15 protein-coding genes are annotated in these 16,976 nt (G+C 71.4%); 7 read left to right on the forward strand and 8 right to left on the reverse strand.

What is annotated here, in order from left to right:
* Nucleotides 1-7 precede the first annotated feature (7 nt).
* The 6 genes from ACIP67_RS06955 to ACIP67_RS06980 all read right to left on the reverse strand — a co-directional run bounded on the left by ACIP67_RS06955 (nucleotide 8) and on the right by ACIP67_RS06980 (nucleotide 8,380).
* The gene (locus ACIP67_RS06955; protein WP_401688508.1) at nucleotides 8-427 is read right to left on the reverse strand and encodes a very short patch repair endonuclease; all 420 of its coding nucleotides are present in this window, start codon (nucleotides 425-427) and stop codon (nucleotides 8-10) included.
* Nucleotides 428-481: 54 nt separating this feature from the next.
* The gene (locus ACIP67_RS06960; RefSeq protein ID WP_401688511.1) at nucleotides 482-3,448 is read right to left on the reverse strand and encodes a Z1 domain-containing protein; all 2,967 of its coding nucleotides are present in this window, start codon (nucleotides 3,446-3,448) and stop codon (nucleotides 482-484) included.
* Between the two features lie 57 nt (nucleotides 3,449-3,505).
* On the reverse strand, nucleotides 3,506-5,059 hold the full coding sequence (locus tag ACIP67_RS06965) for an ATP-binding protein (protein WP_401688514.1): 1,554 nt from the start codon (nucleotides 5,057-5,059) through the stop codon (nucleotides 3,506-3,508).
* Nucleotides 5,060-5,252: 193 nt separating this feature from the next.
* On the reverse strand, nucleotides 5,253-5,708 hold the full coding sequence (locus ACIP67_RS06970; RefSeq protein WP_401688517.1) for a DUF3592 domain-containing protein: 456 nt from the start codon (nucleotides 5,706-5,708) through the stop codon (nucleotides 5,253-5,255).
* Between the two features lie 24 nt (nucleotides 5,709-5,732).
* Nucleotides 5,733-6,758 carry an SEC-C domain-containing protein gene (locus ACIP67_RS06975; protein ID WP_401688520.1) on the reverse strand — a complete coding sequence of 342 codons (1,026 nt, stop codon included), beginning with the start codon at nucleotides 6,756-6,758 and terminating at the stop codon, nucleotides 5,733-5,735.
* 146 nt (nucleotides 6,759-6,904) lie between these two features.
* Nucleotides 6,905-8,380, reverse strand: a complete 1,476-nt coding sequence (locus ACIP67_RS06980) for a beta-1,6-galactanase (RefSeq protein ID WP_401688523.1) — start codon at nucleotides 8,378-8,380, stop codon at nucleotides 6,905-6,907.
* Between the two features lie 246 nt (nucleotides 8,381-8,626).
* On the opposite strand from ACIP67_RS06980, the gene ACIP67_RS06985 reads away from it, so the two are divergent.
* The 3 genes from ACIP67_RS06985 to ACIP67_RS06995 all read left to right on the forward strand — a co-directional run bounded on the left by ACIP67_RS06985 (nucleotide 8,627) and on the right by ACIP67_RS06995 (nucleotide 10,927).
* Entirely contained in the window at nucleotides 8,627-8,947 is a 321-nt protein-coding gene (locus ACIP67_RS06985; protein ID WP_401688526.1) for a DUF6412 domain-containing protein, read from the forward strand.
* A gap of 141 nt (nucleotides 8,948-9,088) precedes the next feature.
* Nucleotides 9,089-9,808, forward strand: a complete 720-nt coding sequence (locus tag ACIP67_RS06990; RefSeq protein WP_401689264.1) for a YidC/Oxa1 family membrane protein insertase — start codon at nucleotides 9,089-9,091, stop codon at nucleotides 9,806-9,808.
* 261 nt (nucleotides 9,809-10,069) lie between these two features.
* Nucleotides 10,070-10,927 carry a fumarylacetoacetate hydrolase family protein gene (locus ACIP67_RS06995; protein ID WP_401688529.1) on the forward strand — a complete coding sequence of 286 codons (858 nt, stop codon included), beginning with the start codon at nucleotides 10,070-10,072 and terminating at the stop codon, nucleotides 10,925-10,927.
* A 275-nt stretch (nucleotides 10,928-11,202) separates the two neighbouring features.
* Here the strand turns inward: ACIP67_RS06995 and ACIP67_RS07000 are convergent, their stop codons facing one another.
* Both ACIP67_RS07000 and ACIP67_RS07005 read right to left on the reverse strand, forming a co-directional pair.
* Nucleotides 11,203-11,703: a heme-degrading domain-containing protein gene (locus ACIP67_RS07000; protein WP_401688533.1), complete on the reverse strand. Its 501-nt coding sequence runs from the start codon at nucleotides 11,701-11,703 to the stop codon at nucleotides 11,203-11,205.
* A complete protein-coding gene (locus tag ACIP67_RS07005) occupies nucleotides 11,700-12,767 on the reverse strand; it encodes a Gfo/Idh/MocA family oxidoreductase (RefSeq protein WP_401688535.1) in 1,068 nt (355 codons plus the stop codon). Before ACIP67_RS07005 ends, ACIP67_RS07000 begins: the two co-directional genes overlap by 4 nt.
* A gap of 56 nt (nucleotides 12,768-12,823) precedes the next feature.
* On the opposite strand from ACIP67_RS07005, the gene ACIP67_RS07010 reads away from it, so the two are divergent.
* The 4 genes from ACIP67_RS07010 to ACIP67_RS07025 all read left to right on the forward strand — a co-directional run bounded on the left by ACIP67_RS07010 (nucleotide 12,824) and on the right by ACIP67_RS07025 (nucleotide 16,974).
* Nucleotides 12,824-14,089 (forward strand): ROK family protein, encoded by a 1,266-nt coding sequence (locus ACIP67_RS07010; protein ID WP_401688538.1) that lies wholly within the window; start codon nucleotides 12,824-12,826, stop codon nucleotides 14,087-14,089.
* A 234-nt stretch (nucleotides 14,090-14,323) separates the two neighbouring features.
* Nucleotides 14,324-15,355, forward strand: coding sequence for a hypothetical protein (locus tag ACIP67_RS07015; protein ID WP_401688541.1), 1,032 nt, complete (start codon nucleotides 14,324-14,326; stop codon nucleotides 15,353-15,355).
* 103 nt (nucleotides 15,356-15,458) lie between these two features.
* Nucleotides 15,459-16,238 carry an HAD-IIA family hydrolase gene (locus tag ACIP67_RS07020; RefSeq protein WP_401688544.1) on the forward strand — a complete coding sequence of 260 codons (780 nt, stop codon included), beginning with the start codon at nucleotides 15,459-15,461 and terminating at the stop codon, nucleotides 16,236-16,238.
* A 172-nt stretch (nucleotides 16,239-16,410) separates the two neighbouring features.
* Nucleotides 16,411-16,974 carry a hypothetical protein gene (locus ACIP67_RS07025; protein ID WP_401688546.1) on the forward strand — a complete coding sequence of 188 codons (564 nt, stop codon included), beginning with the start codon at nucleotides 16,411-16,413 and terminating at the stop codon, nucleotides 16,972-16,974.
* The last annotated feature ends 2 nt before the right edge of the window (nucleotides 16,975-16,976 follow it).

Consider the following 16,976-nt stretch of genomic DNA (forward strand, 5'->3'; position numbering starts at 1 on the left):
CTGTCCTTCAGCGGTCCGACGACCGCCGTCCTCCCACTGCTACGCCCCGGACCCGTCTCTCCAGCTCCACCGCCGCCTGCACCGCGGCGGCGACCTCGTCGGGCGATACGTGCTCCCAGAACCGCAGGACGGTCCAGCCCTGGGTCGTGAGATGCTCCGTCGTCTCCCGATCACGGGCCATGTTCCGGTCCAGCTTGGCCCGCCACCACTCCCTGTTGGATTTGGGCTGTGTGGCGTGCTGAGGGCAGCCGTGCCAGAAACAGCCGTCTATGAGCACCGCCACCCTGGCCCGGGGGAACGCCACGTCGATCCGTCGCCGGGGCATGCCCGGCACGGGGTACTCCACGCGATAACGCAGCCCGGCCGCGTGCAGCAGCCGCCGCACGGCCAGTTCCACCCCGGTGTCCTTGCTCGCCTGCCTGCTCATGCGGGCCGACACCCCGGGAGAGGAAGGCATCATGGTGTTCACTGTCGTCGAGCCTCACGAACGGATGTCGTCACGGTCGATTATCGCCGCTTCCTCTCTGGTCGAGTCGATCGCGCGGAACCGCACCAGGGGGCGGTCGCCCCGAACTGTCGACGGAGGGGCGACGAAGGCGAAGGCCATCACGAGGTCACGTGGATCGACGGAACCGTCGGAGGCGAGTCTGGGGTCGGATTCCACCACGGGATAGAGCACGAGCGCACCCCGACGCGGACGGACGTTCTGCTCGACAGTCACGTTTCCGGCAAGACGAGTGGCACCCGCCACGCGCATCGCCGCCGCGACGTGCTTGGGATCACGGATCGCGCCGAAGAGAGGACCGCGGCGACGCCTGCGACGGGCCAGGGAGAAGGGGCCGTGCCCCAGAATGCGCGCCTCGTTCCGGCGGGTGGACGTCTGCATCGGAGCGATCACGCACCAGTCGTCGATCGTGCCGGATTCTCGCCCGGCATCCAGCAGGAACTCCAGGTGGGGCGAGAACTGCTCCGGGGCGGACCAGCGCAGGTCGCACAGCACCGTGAGCAGGTCCCTGTGCGACACCGTGCCCACCCGCGCGTCGTACTGCGGGCCGCCGTCCACGGAGAGCGGGACGGGGGCGTGCGACAGCGCTCCGAGGATCGGTGCCCAGCACTCCGTGTTGTGACGCAGGGCATCGGGGTCCTCGGGGTAGGCCGTGGGCTCCTCCCAGACACCCGGCGACCGCACCTCCACCAGCTCCGCATTGAACATCTTGTTCCGGGCCGACGGCTTCACCCACGGCAGATGCTGGGCCACCAGCGGCGGAATCTGCGCCGGGGTGACCTGCGGGCGGCCGTCGACCAGCGGTGCGTACCGGGCCAGTTCCTCGCGGAAGAGTTCCTCGTCGCGGCAGATGGCCTCGAAGGCCTCGTACAGGTCCACCGTCCTGGCGTTGCGGCCGCTTCCGAGAGTCTCCTCACGTCCTATGTAGAGGCGTACGAGATCCCGGTAACCCCGCCGGAAGCCGAACCAGCGGCCCATCTGCATCAGGGTGTCGGCCTGCTGCGTCGTGCGGCGGTAATACGTGATCGTCAGGCCCTCGACGGTGAAACCGCGGGAGAGCTTCGTTCCGCCCACCAGGATCTTCCAGACGTGCGGTGTCCGGTCGAAGTCGAGGTTCAGCTGGTCGAAGTAGCGGTCGGAGTCCCCGTTCACGACGATGACCGGCCGGCCTCCGGAGCCGATGCGCTGATGTGCGCCATACACGTAGGGGCGCAGTTCCTCGTACGTGTCAGGGGCGGGGAGGTCCGAGGCGCGCGCCTCGCTGACCGGAGCGAAGTCCGAAGCCCACAGCGCGGCAAGGCGTTCGTGGCCGGCTGCCGAGCGGTAACCCGCCTGATGCCACATGGAATTGATCCGCAGGGCGAGATCCGCGTGATCGTCCTTCCGTACCGACTGGTGAGCCAGCATCGTGTGATGCCGGAACGCGACTTCATCGACACCGTGTTCGGCCCGGTACAGCTTCAGCGCACCGGACAGGACGAACGCGTCCATGGCCTCTTGGAGACGGTCGTCCGCGGAGTTGTGGATGTCCCGGATGTGCGCCTTCTCCTGGGAGTTGGCGCAGGTGCGCTCGTCCCGCTCTGTTGCCAGGTCCAGATCGTGGAAGTCCTGGACGCCCATGTACCCGGACGGACGGGGAAGCGAGATCAAGAAGTCGCTGGGGAAGATGTCCTCGTCGTCACCGGGATCGATGAAGACGTTGGCGAAGGGAGTGGCTGTGTAGCCGACGTACTGCGCTCGTGGAAGCAGCTTGAGGAGCTGGGAGAGCAGACCGTTGATCGCTGTGCGTTCCGTCCTGCCCTGCTCCCACTTCCTGGGGTCCAGGGTGTTCACGGACGCCTGGTCGGACTCGTCGTCGATGATCAGGGTCGGCAGTTCACCGAGCAGTCCGTGGATCTGCTTGAGGTCCTTGACGAGTTTGGTCAGAACGGACTTGTTCTTCTTCACCACCAGGACGCGGGCGGCCGCGCGGTGGAGGTTCGCCGGATCATGCAGGGGGCGGGTCGGCTCTCGCTTCTCGAACTCGAGGGCCCGGATGCCTTGCGCGAGGCTCCTGTAGTCGTTGTCGCGAGTCGTCAGACGCTCGATGTCGAACGCACCGAGCACGGACGGGCGTGCACCGTGCCGGACGAACTCGTCCCAGTCCTCGTCGTCACCTACGTAGTCCACGCCCACGAGGGAGTCGAGGTCCGTGATGTCCGCGCCTCGCAGGATGTTCTCCTGCCCGATCAGCTCCATGTCCAGGCGGCGCTGGGTCTGGGCGCGCAGCAGGTTGAGCGTGCCGCCGAGCACGATGACGAGGCGGTAGCCGGCGTCGATCGCCTTGGCGGTGACGCCGGTGAAGTTGGCTGTCTTGCCCGACTGCACGTAACCGACGACCAGACCCTTCGCCTGTCGAGCCGCCGGCTGTTCCGGGTCGGTGAGGCGTTCGACCACGGCCTGGCTTGCCTCGTCGAGGCTCGCGATCGCGGCATCCGACCAGCCCTTGGCACGGAGCTTCTGCTCGTACGAGGTCCAGTAGAAGGAACGGGCGGCGGCTCGCTCCGGGGTGTACCAAGGGGTGAAATCACGTGTGATCACCGTGGGGCCCGGCATCTTTGCCACCGGCACGGCGTCATCCAGCGTCTTCCGCAGGTCGGCGCCGAACCGCAGGCGGTCGTACACGGCTGCGCGCCGTTCGTCGGTGCGGGCTGGGACACCGAGCGCCCATTGCGGGTCTTCGGCGAAGTCCCAGGCGGTGAGGTGACGGCTCCACAGGGCTCTGAGGGCCTCGTCGCCGTCGACGAGGTACGAGTGAAACAGCTCCTCGCTCAGGTCGGAGTCCGGATAGTCCTCGTCGGCCGCGAGGGCGGCCCACCGCGCGAAGTGCTGCGGGGCGTTCAGCATGCCTGCCAGTGCGTGGGTGTGAATCTCGAGGAGCACGTCGGCCGGGGTGTCGCTCATGTGGGGAAGTCCTCAGTCCGCATCAGAGGTGAGACAGGTATGGCTGCGTCGCTGGTCTCAGGAGACTTCCTGCGCACGCCGCGTGCGCTGCGCGTCCACCGAGGCCAGGAGAATGGTGTTCCAGTAGTCCAGCCGGTCCTGGCGACTGCGCTCCCAGCGCCCGAGCCCGAAGCAGTCCTCGAGCAGCAGGTAGAGCAAGGTCTTCGTGACCGGGGCGTCGTTCGCGCCGCCGCGCCGGCCGTCGTTGAAGTCCTCCCGGTAGGCCTTGTTGAGGACGATGCCGTTGTTCTCGCGGTCCAGGCTGAAGAACTGGTCGGGGGGGAGCGCGCCCCAAGTGAAGCTGATCGGTTCCTCGCCCGGCTTCTCCGGCAGCTCTTCCTTGACGACTCGCTTGACCTTGGGGTCCAAGCCCTTGCCCGGGGGAGTGACGGGCTTGCGGACGATCTCGTTGCGCCTCGCACCGTCCCTGTAGGCGGTCTCGGCGTCCAGTAGGTAGCTCCGGAACGTGTGCCCCTGCGAGTCCACCGCCTTGTCGAGGCCGTCCGTGAAGGCCGGCGTGACGGTGACGTTCTCCTTCTTCACGTCGAGACTCAGGACGCTGTTCTCACCGGACGGAAGGTCGACCGCGACTCGGGCCAGAACATGGTGCCCCTCGGGGTTCCGCCAGCCGTTCCATCCTCCCGCCTGTACGAGGCGGTCGTTCCGGTAGAAGTAGAAGCCTTGCCTCTCCGTGAGCGAACCGATCTGGCGGAACCCCGCTTGCTTGGACTTGGCAGGCCAGATGTGGGCGGTCAGGCGAAGGTCTCCCAGACCCTCCACCGGTGCCCTGAATTCCCGGGGGTACCCGGCCTTGCCCGGCACCTTGTAGCCGAAGGGGTCCAGGGCTTCCACGGCGATGTGGTCCACTTCCTCGCCGATGCCGCGCTCTCCGCTGCCGACGTCCCAGACCGCTATGTCGAGCTTGAGACCGCCCTGCAAATACCTGTGGAGGTAGAGGCCGAGGTGGGTCTCGAGGCGGGAGATCGCCTTGGACAGGAACTGGTCGCTCTGGCCGCGCGCGACTGTCTCGAAGGCCCGCACACCGTCCCAGCGCACGACGGTTCCCTGCCACTCGATGATCCCGTCGTAACGGTCCACGAGATTCTGCGCGTACCGCGGGTCGACGGTGTCGCAGCGGAAGCTGTCCTCGATGCCCTCCGCGGTGAGGCGCCGCCCTGCGGCGCGACTCCGTCTGGTGCGGCTGACCACGGTGAGCGAGGAGGCGTGGGAAAGCGAAGCGGCCTTCAGGCCCGTGCCGTACATGCCGAGGGCACCCTCGCCGTAGTCGCGGCGGTGTCCCACCGTCATCGCGGCGTCCAGCCCTCGCTCGTCCATGCCCTTGCCGTTGTCGATGATCAACAGCGTGAGGATCCGGTCGGCGTCACGCAGGAAGTGCACGACGATTTTGTCGGCCTCGGCATCGATGGAGTTGTCGATGAGGTCGGCCACGGCCACCTCGAAACCGTAGCCCTGGTTGGTCAGAGCCCTGCCGTAACCCGCGTCCGGTGGCAGGTGCGTGCTGCCGGTCGTCGGGACGTCGTACTGCCAGCTGGTACCGGGCTCGTAGGGCATGCTTCCTCGAATGCACAGGGCAGGGACCGCTTCGTGAAATAGCAGCCCCTTACATACAACAAACGGAGAGTGTGACCGTACTGCAAAGGTGGGACATAGGGGGAGGTGGATGCTGAACGGGGCCGATAAGTCCCTTTTTTGTCAGCAGCTTTGGCCAGGGATGTTCCTCGGATATCCGGATCTGTGTCCATTCCTATCGGGGTGGTGCAGAGCCCTGGCGCAGACCCTGGGAACTGGTGGTGGCGCTGCCTCCAAGCGCGGATCGGGGCTGCATGACGGCGTCCGGGTCGGCCGTCCTCACACCACTGAACGACGCCTGCGTCCGCACCACGACCACCCGCCGAGGGTCCGCGGGGTCGTACCGGACGACCACCTCGTAGCCGACCCGCAGTACGTGCCGGTCCGCGTTCAGTGGCGCTCGTCGGTACGTCTGCTTCTGTGGGCCTGCCCGGTAACGAACCTGGGCGGGGTGCACCACGGTCCCCTCGCGTCGCGGGCCACGCACGACCTCGCCCTCCGCGCGGACTCCCCGGACGCCCAGTCGCCGCAGACCTTCGCGTCCCCGGAGAGCGCTCCGGGTGACGCGGAGGCCGTAGGCCAGCCAGCCCGCGGCGAAGAGCAAGGCGAACGTCAGCCACGGCTGGGTCATCGTCGCCCAGCCCGGGTGGCACGGTCAGCCGTACACCTGTGTACTGCCGTGACACCCCTCATAACCCCGCCCCGACCCGCACCAGCACCCCGCCCCCCTCTGCGGCGGCCAAGCCACCGCCCGCCCCCGCGCCGCCAGCGTCGTCGCGTACTGCGGCAGCAGCTCGGAGTCTTCCGGCGAAGTGCCCTCCGAGGCCGCGAAGGCCTCGTACGACGGCACCGTCCCCGTCACGATGCCCAGGTTCGCCGTGCCCGAAGCCGACAGTTCGCGCAGGGCGGCCTCTATCGTCGCGAGGTGTTCCTCGTGCGAGGGGTACTCCGTCGCGAGTGTCGGGTAGGCGGTCAGCAGCTCGGTCAGTTCGGTGGCCGGCCAGTGCAGGACGGCCACCGGGAAGGGGCGGGAGAGGGCCTCCCGGTACGTCCCGAGCTCCGCCCGCAGTCGCCAGATCTCCGCCTCCAGCTCCGCCGGGTTGTCCGAGCCGAGGGACCAGACCCGCTTCGGGTCGTGCAGTTCGTCCAGGGACACCGGCGAGGTGTGCAGCGCGTCCGCGAGGGTGTCCCACTCGTCGTGGCCGGCGCCCAGCATGCGCCGTACCCGGTGGCGGCCGAAGAGGAGGGGGTGGGTGGAGTAGGGGGGCTCCGCCACGTCCGTCAGCAGCAGGCGCACGCCCTCCGTGAACGTCTCCTGCGCCGCCTCCAGCTCGTCGTGGGACTCCAGGGCCTCCGCGACGATCACCCAGGACGCCGGGTCGCGGGGGGCCGTCGTGCGCAGGCCGTCGATGATCGCGCGGGCCTCCGCCTCGTGGCCGTACTCCCACAGGTTGGACGCCTTGAGGGCGCGGACCAGGTGCGGCTGCTCCAGGCCGTCCGCGGAGGACAGCAGACGGTCGTAGAGGGCGGTCGCGGCGGGGCGGTCGCCGGACAGCTCCAGGTGGGCCGCGGCCTGCAGCAGCAGGGCTTCGGCGTCCTCGGGGTACAGTCCGGCGGTCCGCTCCAGGCGTGCCGCTTCGGCGAGGTGGTCGACGTTCTCGGCGGGCGTGTCGGGGCGCATGCACGACACCGTACTGCCCGCCGGTGACAAAGGAGAGGCAGGTGCCGGCCGACGGCCGTGGGGGGCGGGAGGCCGCCGTGTGCACGGGCGTCGACGCGAGCACTCGATGCCGCGCACCCCTGCGCGGCCGGCCCGGCCTCGAACCGTCAGACCACCACCCCGTCCACCTGCACCGTCTGCACCGCCCCCGCCGCGAACGGCACGCTCACCGTCTTGCCGGAGAGGTACGTGTCCGAGTGGGCGGTGTAGAGGTCGCCGCCGCCCGCCGTCACCGTGTTCCAGCGGGGGACCAGGCCGCCCGAGCCACCGGTGACCGTGGAGAAACGGGACAGGTCGAAGGTCAGGGTCTGGGCCGACGTCGACGTGTTGGCGGCCACGACGACCAGGCGCCGCGCCGTGCGGTCGAGGGCGGCCACGGCGTAGGAGACGCCGGTGTCCAGGATGGTCATGCCGGGGCGGATGTGGCGGCTGAACTGGGCCATGACGTAGTACTTCGTCGTGACCGCGCCGGGCTGGAGCGTGGCCGCGTCGTACGCGATCATCGCCCAGTTCGTCGACGGGTCCATGACCTGCCAGTAGACCCAGGCCGTGGGGTGCAGCCAGCGGAAGTCGTAGAGCAGGTTGCTCGCCATGGTCAGGCCGGTGCCGTCGTTGTCGCCGGTCTCCGAGTTCCACAGGACCTTCTTCGCCGTCGTCACGACGTCCGTGTGGAGGAGGTCCCGGCGGCCGCCCGAGCCCTGGTAGCCGTGCACGTTGACCTGGTCCACCAGGGCCTTCGTGGACGAGGAGAAGGAGTTCCACGTCGTGCGCGCCAGGTCGTAGCTCGTCTCGTCCGACGCGGAGATCCGCACGTCGGTCAGGCCCCGCCCGTCCAGCTCGCTGCGCAGGTACGGCAGGACCGCGGCCTGGACGGTCGCGTCCATGTGGCAGCCCTCCTGGGTGCCGGCCGCCGTCCACCAGGACGACGACGGCTCGTTGAACGGGTCGACCGTCGCGAAGTCCACGCCCCAGTTGTCCCTGGCGTACAGGGCCACGGCGGCGAGGTGGGAGGCGTGCTGGCGGTAGTTCCAGGACTGGAGGTTGTTGCCGCCGTCCGCCGCGCCGGAGGGGTTGTGGTTCAGGCACATCCACCACATGGGGGAGTTGGCGAAGAGCTCCGTCGTCGCGCCCCGCTGCACCGCCTTCACCAGCATCGCGCGCTGGTCGGCGTCCGCCGTCCAGTCCCAGGCGGAGGAGGTGGGGTCCTCGTCGTTCCAGTCCTGCCAGTAGCCCTCGATCTGCTTGAAGCCGGGGATGTTGGCGGAGGCGACCATCGTCTCGCCGCCCACGCTGTTCCAGCTGCACGCGCCGAGGTTGTAGCGGGCGATGTTCAGGCCGAGGCCGGGCAGCGTCCTGCCGCCGTACGACACCGAGTTCGTCGTGAAGAAGAGGTCGGCGAAGTCGTTCCGGGCGCCGAAGACGTTGGCCCACCAGGCGAGGGAGGTGCCCCAGCCCTCCCACGTGCCGTACGTGGTGGACGGGGTGACGGCGATCGTCGCGTCGGCGTGGGCCGTGCCCGTCGCCAGGGCGCTTCCGAGGAGGGCTCCGCCCGTGGCGGCCAGCAGGGTTCTGCGTCGGATCATGACTTCTCCGCTTCACTCGGCGAGCGGGGCGGCCGTCCCGGCCGGCCCCCAACTCGTGTGGGAACATGAGGAGTTGGGCGCGCCACGAAGCATCGGGTGTCACGCGTGGTGTTGTCGAGGGTTCCGACAGCCCTTTCTCGAACCGGTGGAAGAAGGGAGGAGGCGGGAACCGTGCCGGTGGTTCCGGGCGTTCTCATGGGGCAGAGGGCAGGGACGGGCTGGAGAGGTGGAGGGGAGGGGGCGCCGGTGATCCGTGTGTGGTCCTCCGCCCTGCGCCCCGCCGTCCTTCTCTTCCTTCTCTTCTTCCTCCTCGACGTCGCCCTCCTCACCACCGGCGGTCTCACGGCCACCGTCGCGCTCGCCGCGACCGCCGCCGCCGGTGCCGCACTCGCCGTCTGCTGTCTCGCCGCGGCGCGCTGCGCTCCCGCCGTACCGCCCACCCGGGTCCGGACGGCCATACGGGACCGGGACCGGCGTACGGCCTTCCTGCCCCAGCGCGACCCCGACGCCTCCGGCCGGCCGCGGCCCAGGGCACCCGGGTCCGCCCTCCCGGCGACCGCCGCGTAGGGCACCCCGGTACGCCCCGGTTCACCCTTGTACACCCCGGCACTCTCCCGTGGGTGACCCGCACCGGTCGTCATGCCGCCAGTCCGTTCTCCTCCCGGCACGACGAGACCCCCGGAGGGCTCCTCACCCATGTCCGCACTCCTGTCCGCCTTCGTCCACCTCGTCGAGCGGTTCGCCGTCCTGCTCGAACCCCTCTTCCACGCGTCCGCGGCGGCCGCCGCGATCGTGCTGTTCACCGCACTCGTACGACTCCTCGTCCACCCCCTGTCCCGGGCCGCGGCGCGCGGTCAGCGGGCCCGGGCCGCGCTCCGGCCGCGCATCGCCGAACTGCGCAGGAAGCACGCGCGCGACCCGGAGCGGCTCCAGCGGGCGGTCCTGGACCTGCACGCCGGGGAACGGGTCTCGCCGCTGTCGGGCTGCCTGCCGAGCCTGCTCCAGGCGCCCGCGTTCCTCCTCCTCTACTACGTCTTCTCGCACGCGTCGGTGGGCGGCGAGACCAACGGACTGCTCACCCACCGGCTCCTCGACGCGCCCCTCGGCGACCGCTGGACCGACGCCCTGGCCGCCGACGGGGTGTTCGGCGGGGCGGGGCTGGTCTACCTGGGCCTGTTCGCCGTCGTCACGGCCGTCGCCGCCTTCGGCTACCGCATCGCGCGGCGGACGGCGGCCACGGACCCGGCGATGGCCGTCATCGACGACACGCCCGGCGCGGGCGCGGTCACCGCCGTCACCCGCCTCATGCCGTTCCTGCCCTTCCTCACCCTCGTCACCGTCGCCGTCGTGCCGCTGGCCGCCGCGCTGTACGTGGTCACCAGCGCGGCGTGGAGCGCCGTCGAGCGGGCGGCGCTGTATCACCGCTGACCCCGCCGACCCCGCCGACCCCGCCGACCCCAATGACCGACGAACAGGGACTCGGGATCCAGGACCCAGGACCCAGGGCCCAGGACCCAGGGCCCAGGATTTAGGACCCCGGACCCCGGACCCCGGGACGCCCGGACCGACAGTGACGGTCCAGTACGTGAACCAGGTATTGCGGAGTGGACCCCCAGCTTGGACGATCGACCAGTCATCCGATGGCTGCACCCGTCGGAGGGCGCCCCGCGAGCGAGGGAGATAGTGATCATGAAGCTGCTGCGAGTCGGTACGGAGGGGGCGGAGCGCCCCGCGCTGCTCGACGCCGAGGGAACCCTGCGGGACCTGACGGGTGTCGTGGACGACGTCGACGGCGCGCTGCTCGCCGACGACGCGGCGCTCGGCCGGGTCCGGGCCGCCGCCGAGTCGGGCGGGCTGCCCGCGCTGGACGCGACCGGACTGCGGATCGGGCCGCCGGTCGGCCGGATCGGCAAGGTCGTGTGCATCGGCCTGAACTACCACGACCACGCCCGCGAGACCGGGTCGCAGCCGCCCGCCGAGCCCGTCGTCTTCTTCAAGGCGGCGGACACCGTCGTCGGGCCGTACGACACCGTGCTCGTGCCCCGCGGGTCCACCCGGACCGACTGGGAGGTCGAACTGGCCGTCGTCGTCGGCCGTACCGCCCGCTACCTGGAGTCGGCCGAGGAGGGGCTCGCGCACGTCGGCGGCTACGCGGTCGCCCACGACGTCTCCGAGCGGGAGTTCCAGATGGACCGCGGCGGTACCTGGGACAAGGGCAAGAACTGCGAGACGTTCAACCCGCTGGGGCCGTGGTTGGTGACGGCGGACGAGGTGCCCGACCCGCAGGCGCTCTCCCTGCGGCTGTGGGTCAACGGCGAGCTGAAGCAGGACGGCACGACCGCCGAGCAGATCTTCCCGGTGGGCGAGGTCGTGCGGTACGTCAGCCAGTTCATGACCCTGTACCCCGGGGACGTCATCAACACCGGCACACCGGCGGGCGTGGCCTTCGGGCAGCCGGAGCCGAAGCCCTATCTGCGGGCCGGGGACGTGGTGGAGCTGGAGATCGCCGGACTGGGCCGGCAGCGCCAGGAACTGAAGGACGCGTAGGCGCTCCGCGGGGGGCGGGGGATGAGGGACGGGGGACGAGGGACGGGGGACTGCGGTGGGCGCACCGGCCGTGGGCCCGCGGGCCGTCGCGCGGCCGGTGCGGCCGGAGACGGCTGTGCACGGCCGGTGCCGCCGGTGGCGGCCGTCCGTGGCCGGTGCGGCCGGTCGCACCCACGCGGCGGGCCGCAAGCCGGGGGCGGGACAGTGCCCGCCCCCGCTACCGCCTTCGCCTCTGCCTCCGCCTCCGCTCCCGCCCCGCCCCCGAGGTGCGCTGCTCAGCCCTTGCTCAGGAAGTCCTCCAACGCCTCCACCACGAACCGGTGGTCCTCCAGCTGGGGCAGCCCGGACACGGTCACCGCGCCGATCACGCCGACGCCCTCGACGTTGATCGGGAACGAGCCGCCGTGGGCCGCGTAGGTGTCCGGGTCGAGGCGGGAGGACTCCTCGAAGGTCGTGCCCTTGGCGCGGAAGCGGGAGCCGACCAGGTAGGAGGAGACGCCGTAGCGCTCCACCACGCGCCGCTTGCGGGCGATCCAGGCGTCGTTGTCGGGGGCCGAACCGGGCAGGGCCGCATGGAAGAGCTGCTGGCCGGCGCGGTGGATGTCGATGGCGACCGGGGCCTGGCGCTCGCGGGCCAGCTCCACCAGGAGCGTGCCGAGCGCCCAGGCGTCGTCGTGGGTGAACTGCTTCAGGACCAGCCGCCGTTCCTGGGCCTGGAGCTCCTCCAGCGTCGGGGTGATCTCCGGGGTGAACCTCGGGGTGTTCTCGTGGGTCACAGCGTCACCGCCACTCCGTCTCGTGCCGAACGGCGGGCCGCCTCCAGTACGTCGAGGGCGGCGGCCGCCTCCAGGGCGGTCACCGGGTTGGGACCGCCGTCGGTCAGTGCCTCGGCCACCGCAGCGTAGTAGGCCGGGTAGTCGCCGGGCAGGGTCGGCACGGGACGTCCGCCGCCGGTCCGCGGGGAATCGCCGGCGCCGAGACGGCCCCACCGGCCCTCGGGTTCCGTCCCCCAGCCGGGGCCCGGGCGCAGGCCCTCGCGGAGCGCGGCCTCCTGCGGGTCCAGACCGTGCTTGACGTACCCGGCCTTGGAGCCCAGCACCCGGAAGCGCGGGCCGAGCAGGGCGGCCGTCGCCGAGACGTAGAGGTGGGACCTGACGCCGCCGGCGTGCGTGAGCGCGATGAAGGTGTCGTCGTCCGCCTCCGCGCCGGGGCGGCGGACGTCCGACTCGGCGAACACCTGCGTGACCGGGCCGAACAGGACCAGTGCCTGGTCGACGACATGGCTGCCGAGGTCGTACAGCAGACCTCCGATCTCTGCCGGGTCGCCGGACTCGCGCCAGCCGCCCTTCAGCTGCGGCCGCCAGCGCTCGAAGCGGGACTCGAAGCGGTACACGTCACCCAGCTCGCCGTCGGCGATCAGCCGGCGCAGGGTCAGGAAGTCGTTGTCCCAGCGGCGGTTCTGGAAGACGGAGAGCAGCAGGCCGCGCTTCTCGGCGAGGGCGGCCAGCTCCCGTGCCTCGGCGGCCGTGCCGGAGACCGGCTTGTCGACCACGACCGGGAGGCCGGCTTCCAGGGCGGCCGTGGCGAGCGGGACGTGTGTCCGGTTCGGGGACGCGATGACGACGAGGTCCAGTTCGCCGGCCCGGGCGAGGAGCTCGTCCGGGCCGGCGACGACACGTACGTCCGGGAACTCGACGCGGGCCTGCTCCTGCCGCTCCGGGTTCGAGGTGACCACCGTGTCGAGGGCGAGGCCCTCGGTGGCGGCGATCAGCGGGGCGTGGAAGACGGAGCCCGCGAGGCCGTAGCCGATCAGGCCGACGCGGAGGGGGGTACCAGTCATGCCCTCCACTTTCGCAACGCTGTTGCCAAAGTGCAAGCGCGGGGGAGAATGGAGGAGTGAACAGGACCAACGACGGCTCGGCGGGCGGGGCGGCACGCGGCACGGTGGTGGGCGCCAACCAGCTCGCGGTGCGCAGCCACAACACCGCGCTCGTGCTCGACCTGCTGCGCACGGCCGGTCCCGACGGCATCAGCCGGCTCGAACTGGCCGAGCGCACCGGGCTCACCCCGCAGGCCGTCAGCAAGATCACCGCCCGGCTCCGGGACGAGGGGCTCGCGACGGAGGCGGGCCGCCGCGCGTCCACGGGCGGGAAACCGCGCACGGTCCTGCGGCTCGTCCCCGGCGCCGGGCACGCGGTCGGCGTCCACCTCGACCGCGACGAACTGCGGCTCGTCCTCGTCCAGCTCGACGGGCGGGTGGTGGGGGAGCGGTGCGTACCGCTGGACCTGGGGGCGGGGGCGGAGGCCGTCGTGGGGGCGGTGGTGCGGGAGACCGAGGCGGTGGTGGACCAGGTGCTGGGGGGCGCCGGTGGGCATGCCGGTGCGCATACCGGCGCGAGGGGCACGGGTGCGGGTGCGGGCGCGCGGACGGATGTGGGTGCGGGTGCGGGTGCGGGTGCGGCCGCGGGTGGCGCGGGTGGGCGTTCCCGCGCGCTGCTCGGCGTGCTCGGCGTGGGGGTCGCCCTGCCGGGCCCCCTCGATCACGTCAACGGCGTCCTGCACCGCGTCACCGGTTACCCCGAGTGGGACGGCTTTCCCCTGCGGGACGCGCTCGCCTGGCGGCTCGGGGTACCGGTCGTCGTCGACAAGGACACCAACGCCGCCGCCCTCGGCCTCGCCGTCGGCGGCGAGGGCGGCTCCTTCGCCTACCTCCACCTCGGGACGGGGCTCGGCGCCGGTCTGGTGATCGGCGGGAGCGTGCACCGGGGGGCCCGCACCGGTGCCGGTGAGTTCGGCCACCAGGTCCTCCAGCTCGACGGGCCGCACTGCCCGTGCGGCAACCGCGGCTGCGTGGAGGCGCTGTGCCTCGCGGCCATCGCCCGGGGCGACACCGCCGAGGCGGCCCGCGTCCTCGGCACGGCCGCCGCCAATCTGGCCGGCCTGCTGGACATGGACCTGCTCCTGCTCGGCGGCCGTACGATCACGGCCTCCCCGGAACCCTTCCTGCGGGGCGTCACCAGCGTCCTCGCGGTCCGCGCCCACCGCGAGGGCGCCCCGAAGGACCGGGTCCCGGTACGCCTCGCCCCGGGCGGTGCCCGGGGGGTGGCGGAGGGCGCGGCCCAGTTGCTCCTGGGCCCCGTGTTCGGCCGGGCGGACGGCTGAGCCACCGGGACCCACCGACAGTCGCCCCACCGACACCCACTGACAGTCGCCCCACCGACACCCGCCGGCAGTCGCCCCACCGACACCCACCGACAGGCGCCCCACCGACACCCGCCGGCAGTCGCCGGAGGCCACCCCCCCCCGTCCGCGGTCTCCTCCATATGAATGGATTCGTACGGCCGTGCGGAGCGTCGTCCTTCCCTCTCCCGTCCCACCCGGCAGGCTCACGTGTTCATGCGACTGTGCACACCCGTCTCCCTCTGCCTCGCCGCGGCCGCCGCCCTCGGAGGTGCGCCGGCCCCCGCGCACGCGGAGGCCGGTCCCGGTTGTGCCGGCCCGGTCACCGGCGACTTCCCGCTGACCACCCGCCTCCACGGCGGCCCCGCCTCCTACCGGGCCGGCGGTGGATTCGGCACCTGGTACCTCGACCTCACCAACACCACCGGCCGCACCTGCACCGGCGTCCACCCGGTCGTCGTCCTCGTCGATGCCGAGCGCTCCCTGAAGCCGTCCCAGCCGCACCTGGAGTTCTACGCCGACGGCCGCCCCCACCCCGTCCACTTCGAGACGACCGACGAGGACGAACTCGTAGGAGCCCTCACCGACCGGCCCACCGCCGCCACCGGGTCGACCGCCTCCACCGCCTCCACCGGATCCGCCGCGTCGACCGCCTCCACCGGATTCACCGCGTCGACCGTCTCCACCGGATTCACCGCGTCGAACCGGTCGAGCGGATCCGCCGAGTGGTCCGGGTCGTCCGCGCCCGCCCCCTTCGCGGGCTTCACCGTCCCCCCGCACAAGACCCTCACGGTCAAGCTGCGCCTCGCCCTCACCTCGGACACCGTGCCCAACGAGGTCACCGTCAACGCGGCGGTCGTCCAGCGTCACGGAGACGACGGCGAGTGGATCGGGCAGTCGAACGACTACCGCTTCACCGTCGAGGCCGGTGGACGCGCCACCACCCGCGAAACCGCACACGGGACCGCTCCGGGGACCGGCACCGAATCCGCGCCGAAGACCGAGTCCGAGACCGAGTCCGAGACCGGGTCCGAGTCCGCGACCGACACCGACACCGACACCGCGACCGATCCCTCAGCCTCCGCCTCCGCCTCCACCCCCGCCCCGGCCACCGGCCTGCCGTATCTCGCCGAGGAGGCGAGGGAGATGGCCCGCACCGGCCTCGCCTCCCCGGCCGTCGTCCTCGCCGCCACCGCCGGTCTCCTGGCCGCGGGAGTCGCCCTGCTGCTCGCGCGCAGACGCCGCTGACCGCCGAACCCGGTGCAAACAGGCCATTCCCTCAAGATCGGCCTGTGATTAGGCTGGGGCCGCACGCAGCACCGCGTCGCGTACGGCACAGGAGATCCCGCACATGGCAGACCGCAAGCCCATCGAGTCGTGGCTCACCGACATGGACGGTGTGCTCATCCACGAGGGCGTCCCGATCCCCGGCGCCGACTCCTTCCTGAAGAAGCTGCGTGAGTCGGGCAAGCCGTTCCTCGTCCTGACCAACAACTCGATCTACACCCCGCGCGACCTGCACGCCCGACTGCGCCGCATGGGCCTGGACGTGCCGATCGAGAACATCTGGACCTCCGCGCTGGCCACCGCCAAGTTCCTCGACGACCAGCGGCCGAACGGCTCCGCGTACGTCCTCGGCGAGGCCGGTCTGACCACCGCGCTGCACGACATCGGCTACATCCTCACCGACCACGAGCCGGACTACGTCGTCCTGGGCGAGACCCGCACGTACTCCTTCGAGGCGATGACCAAGGCGGTCCGGCTGATCAACGGGGGCGCCCGTTTCATCTGCACCAACCCGGACGAGACCGGCCCCTCCACCGAGGGCCCGCTGCCCGCGACCGGCGCGGTGGCGGCCCTGATCACCAAGGCGACCGGCAAGACCCCCTACTTCGCGGGCAAGCCGAACCCCCTGATGATGCGCACCGGGCTGAACGCGATCGGCGCCCACTCGGAGAGCAGCGCGATGATCGGCGACCGCATGGACACCGACGTGCTGGCGGGCATCGAGGCCGGCATGCAGACGTTCCTCGTGCTCACCGGTCTGACCGGGCCCGAGCAGGTCGAGAACTTCCCGTACCGCCCGTCGCAGATCGTCGACTCGATCGCGGATCTCGTCGACCGGGTCTGACCGACCCGTTCGCCCGACCCGTTCGCCCGACCCGTTCACCCGACCCGTTCAGCCGACCCGTTCAGCCGACTCGTTCACCCGCGGAAACCTACCCGTTCGGAGTAGTGGCGCCCCGGTCCGAGATGCGGGGCGCCGAGCCGGGGAGGAATCTCCAGATAGCTGGAGGTTCACCATGCGCTCATTGAAAGCAACACTCTGTGCCGGTGCCGCGGCCGTCGCCGTGGCGCTCGTCCCGGCGGCGTACGCGGCGGACGGCGGAGGCGGGGGAGGCGGGGCGGGCGGGGCTGGCGAGGTCTCGGTGGCGCCGTCGACACCGTCCCCGGGTGCCGAGGTCTCACTACGGGTCAGCGGCTGCCGCGGGACGACGGCCACGGCCGCGTCGGACGCCTTCGTCTCGGACGCCCGCCTCGTCGGCACGGACGGCACCCTGAGCGGCGAGACCCGGGTCCGCTCCTCGCTCGCCCCGGGGTCCTACGCCGTCACGATCGTCTGCGCCGACTTCCGGATCACCGGCTCGATCCGGGTGGTGCCGGCGTCGGCGCGCCCCTCGGGGTACGCCTCGCCCGTCGCGCCGGTCCGCGCGGGCGGCGGTGGTGCCGCTCCGCTCGCCTCCGCCGAGAAGGCCCAGGTGGACGGTCCGGGCATCGCCCACACGGTCACCGGACTGGTCCTGGCGGGTGTCGCCGCCGTCGCCGTGGCGCTCCGGACGGTGCGCCGCCGCCCCGGGACGGACTGACT

The sequence above is a fragment of the Streptomyces sp. NPDC088812 genome (assembly GCF_044750285.1).
Lineage (GTDB): Bacteria > Actinomycetota > Actinomycetes > Streptomycetales > Streptomycetaceae > Streptomyces.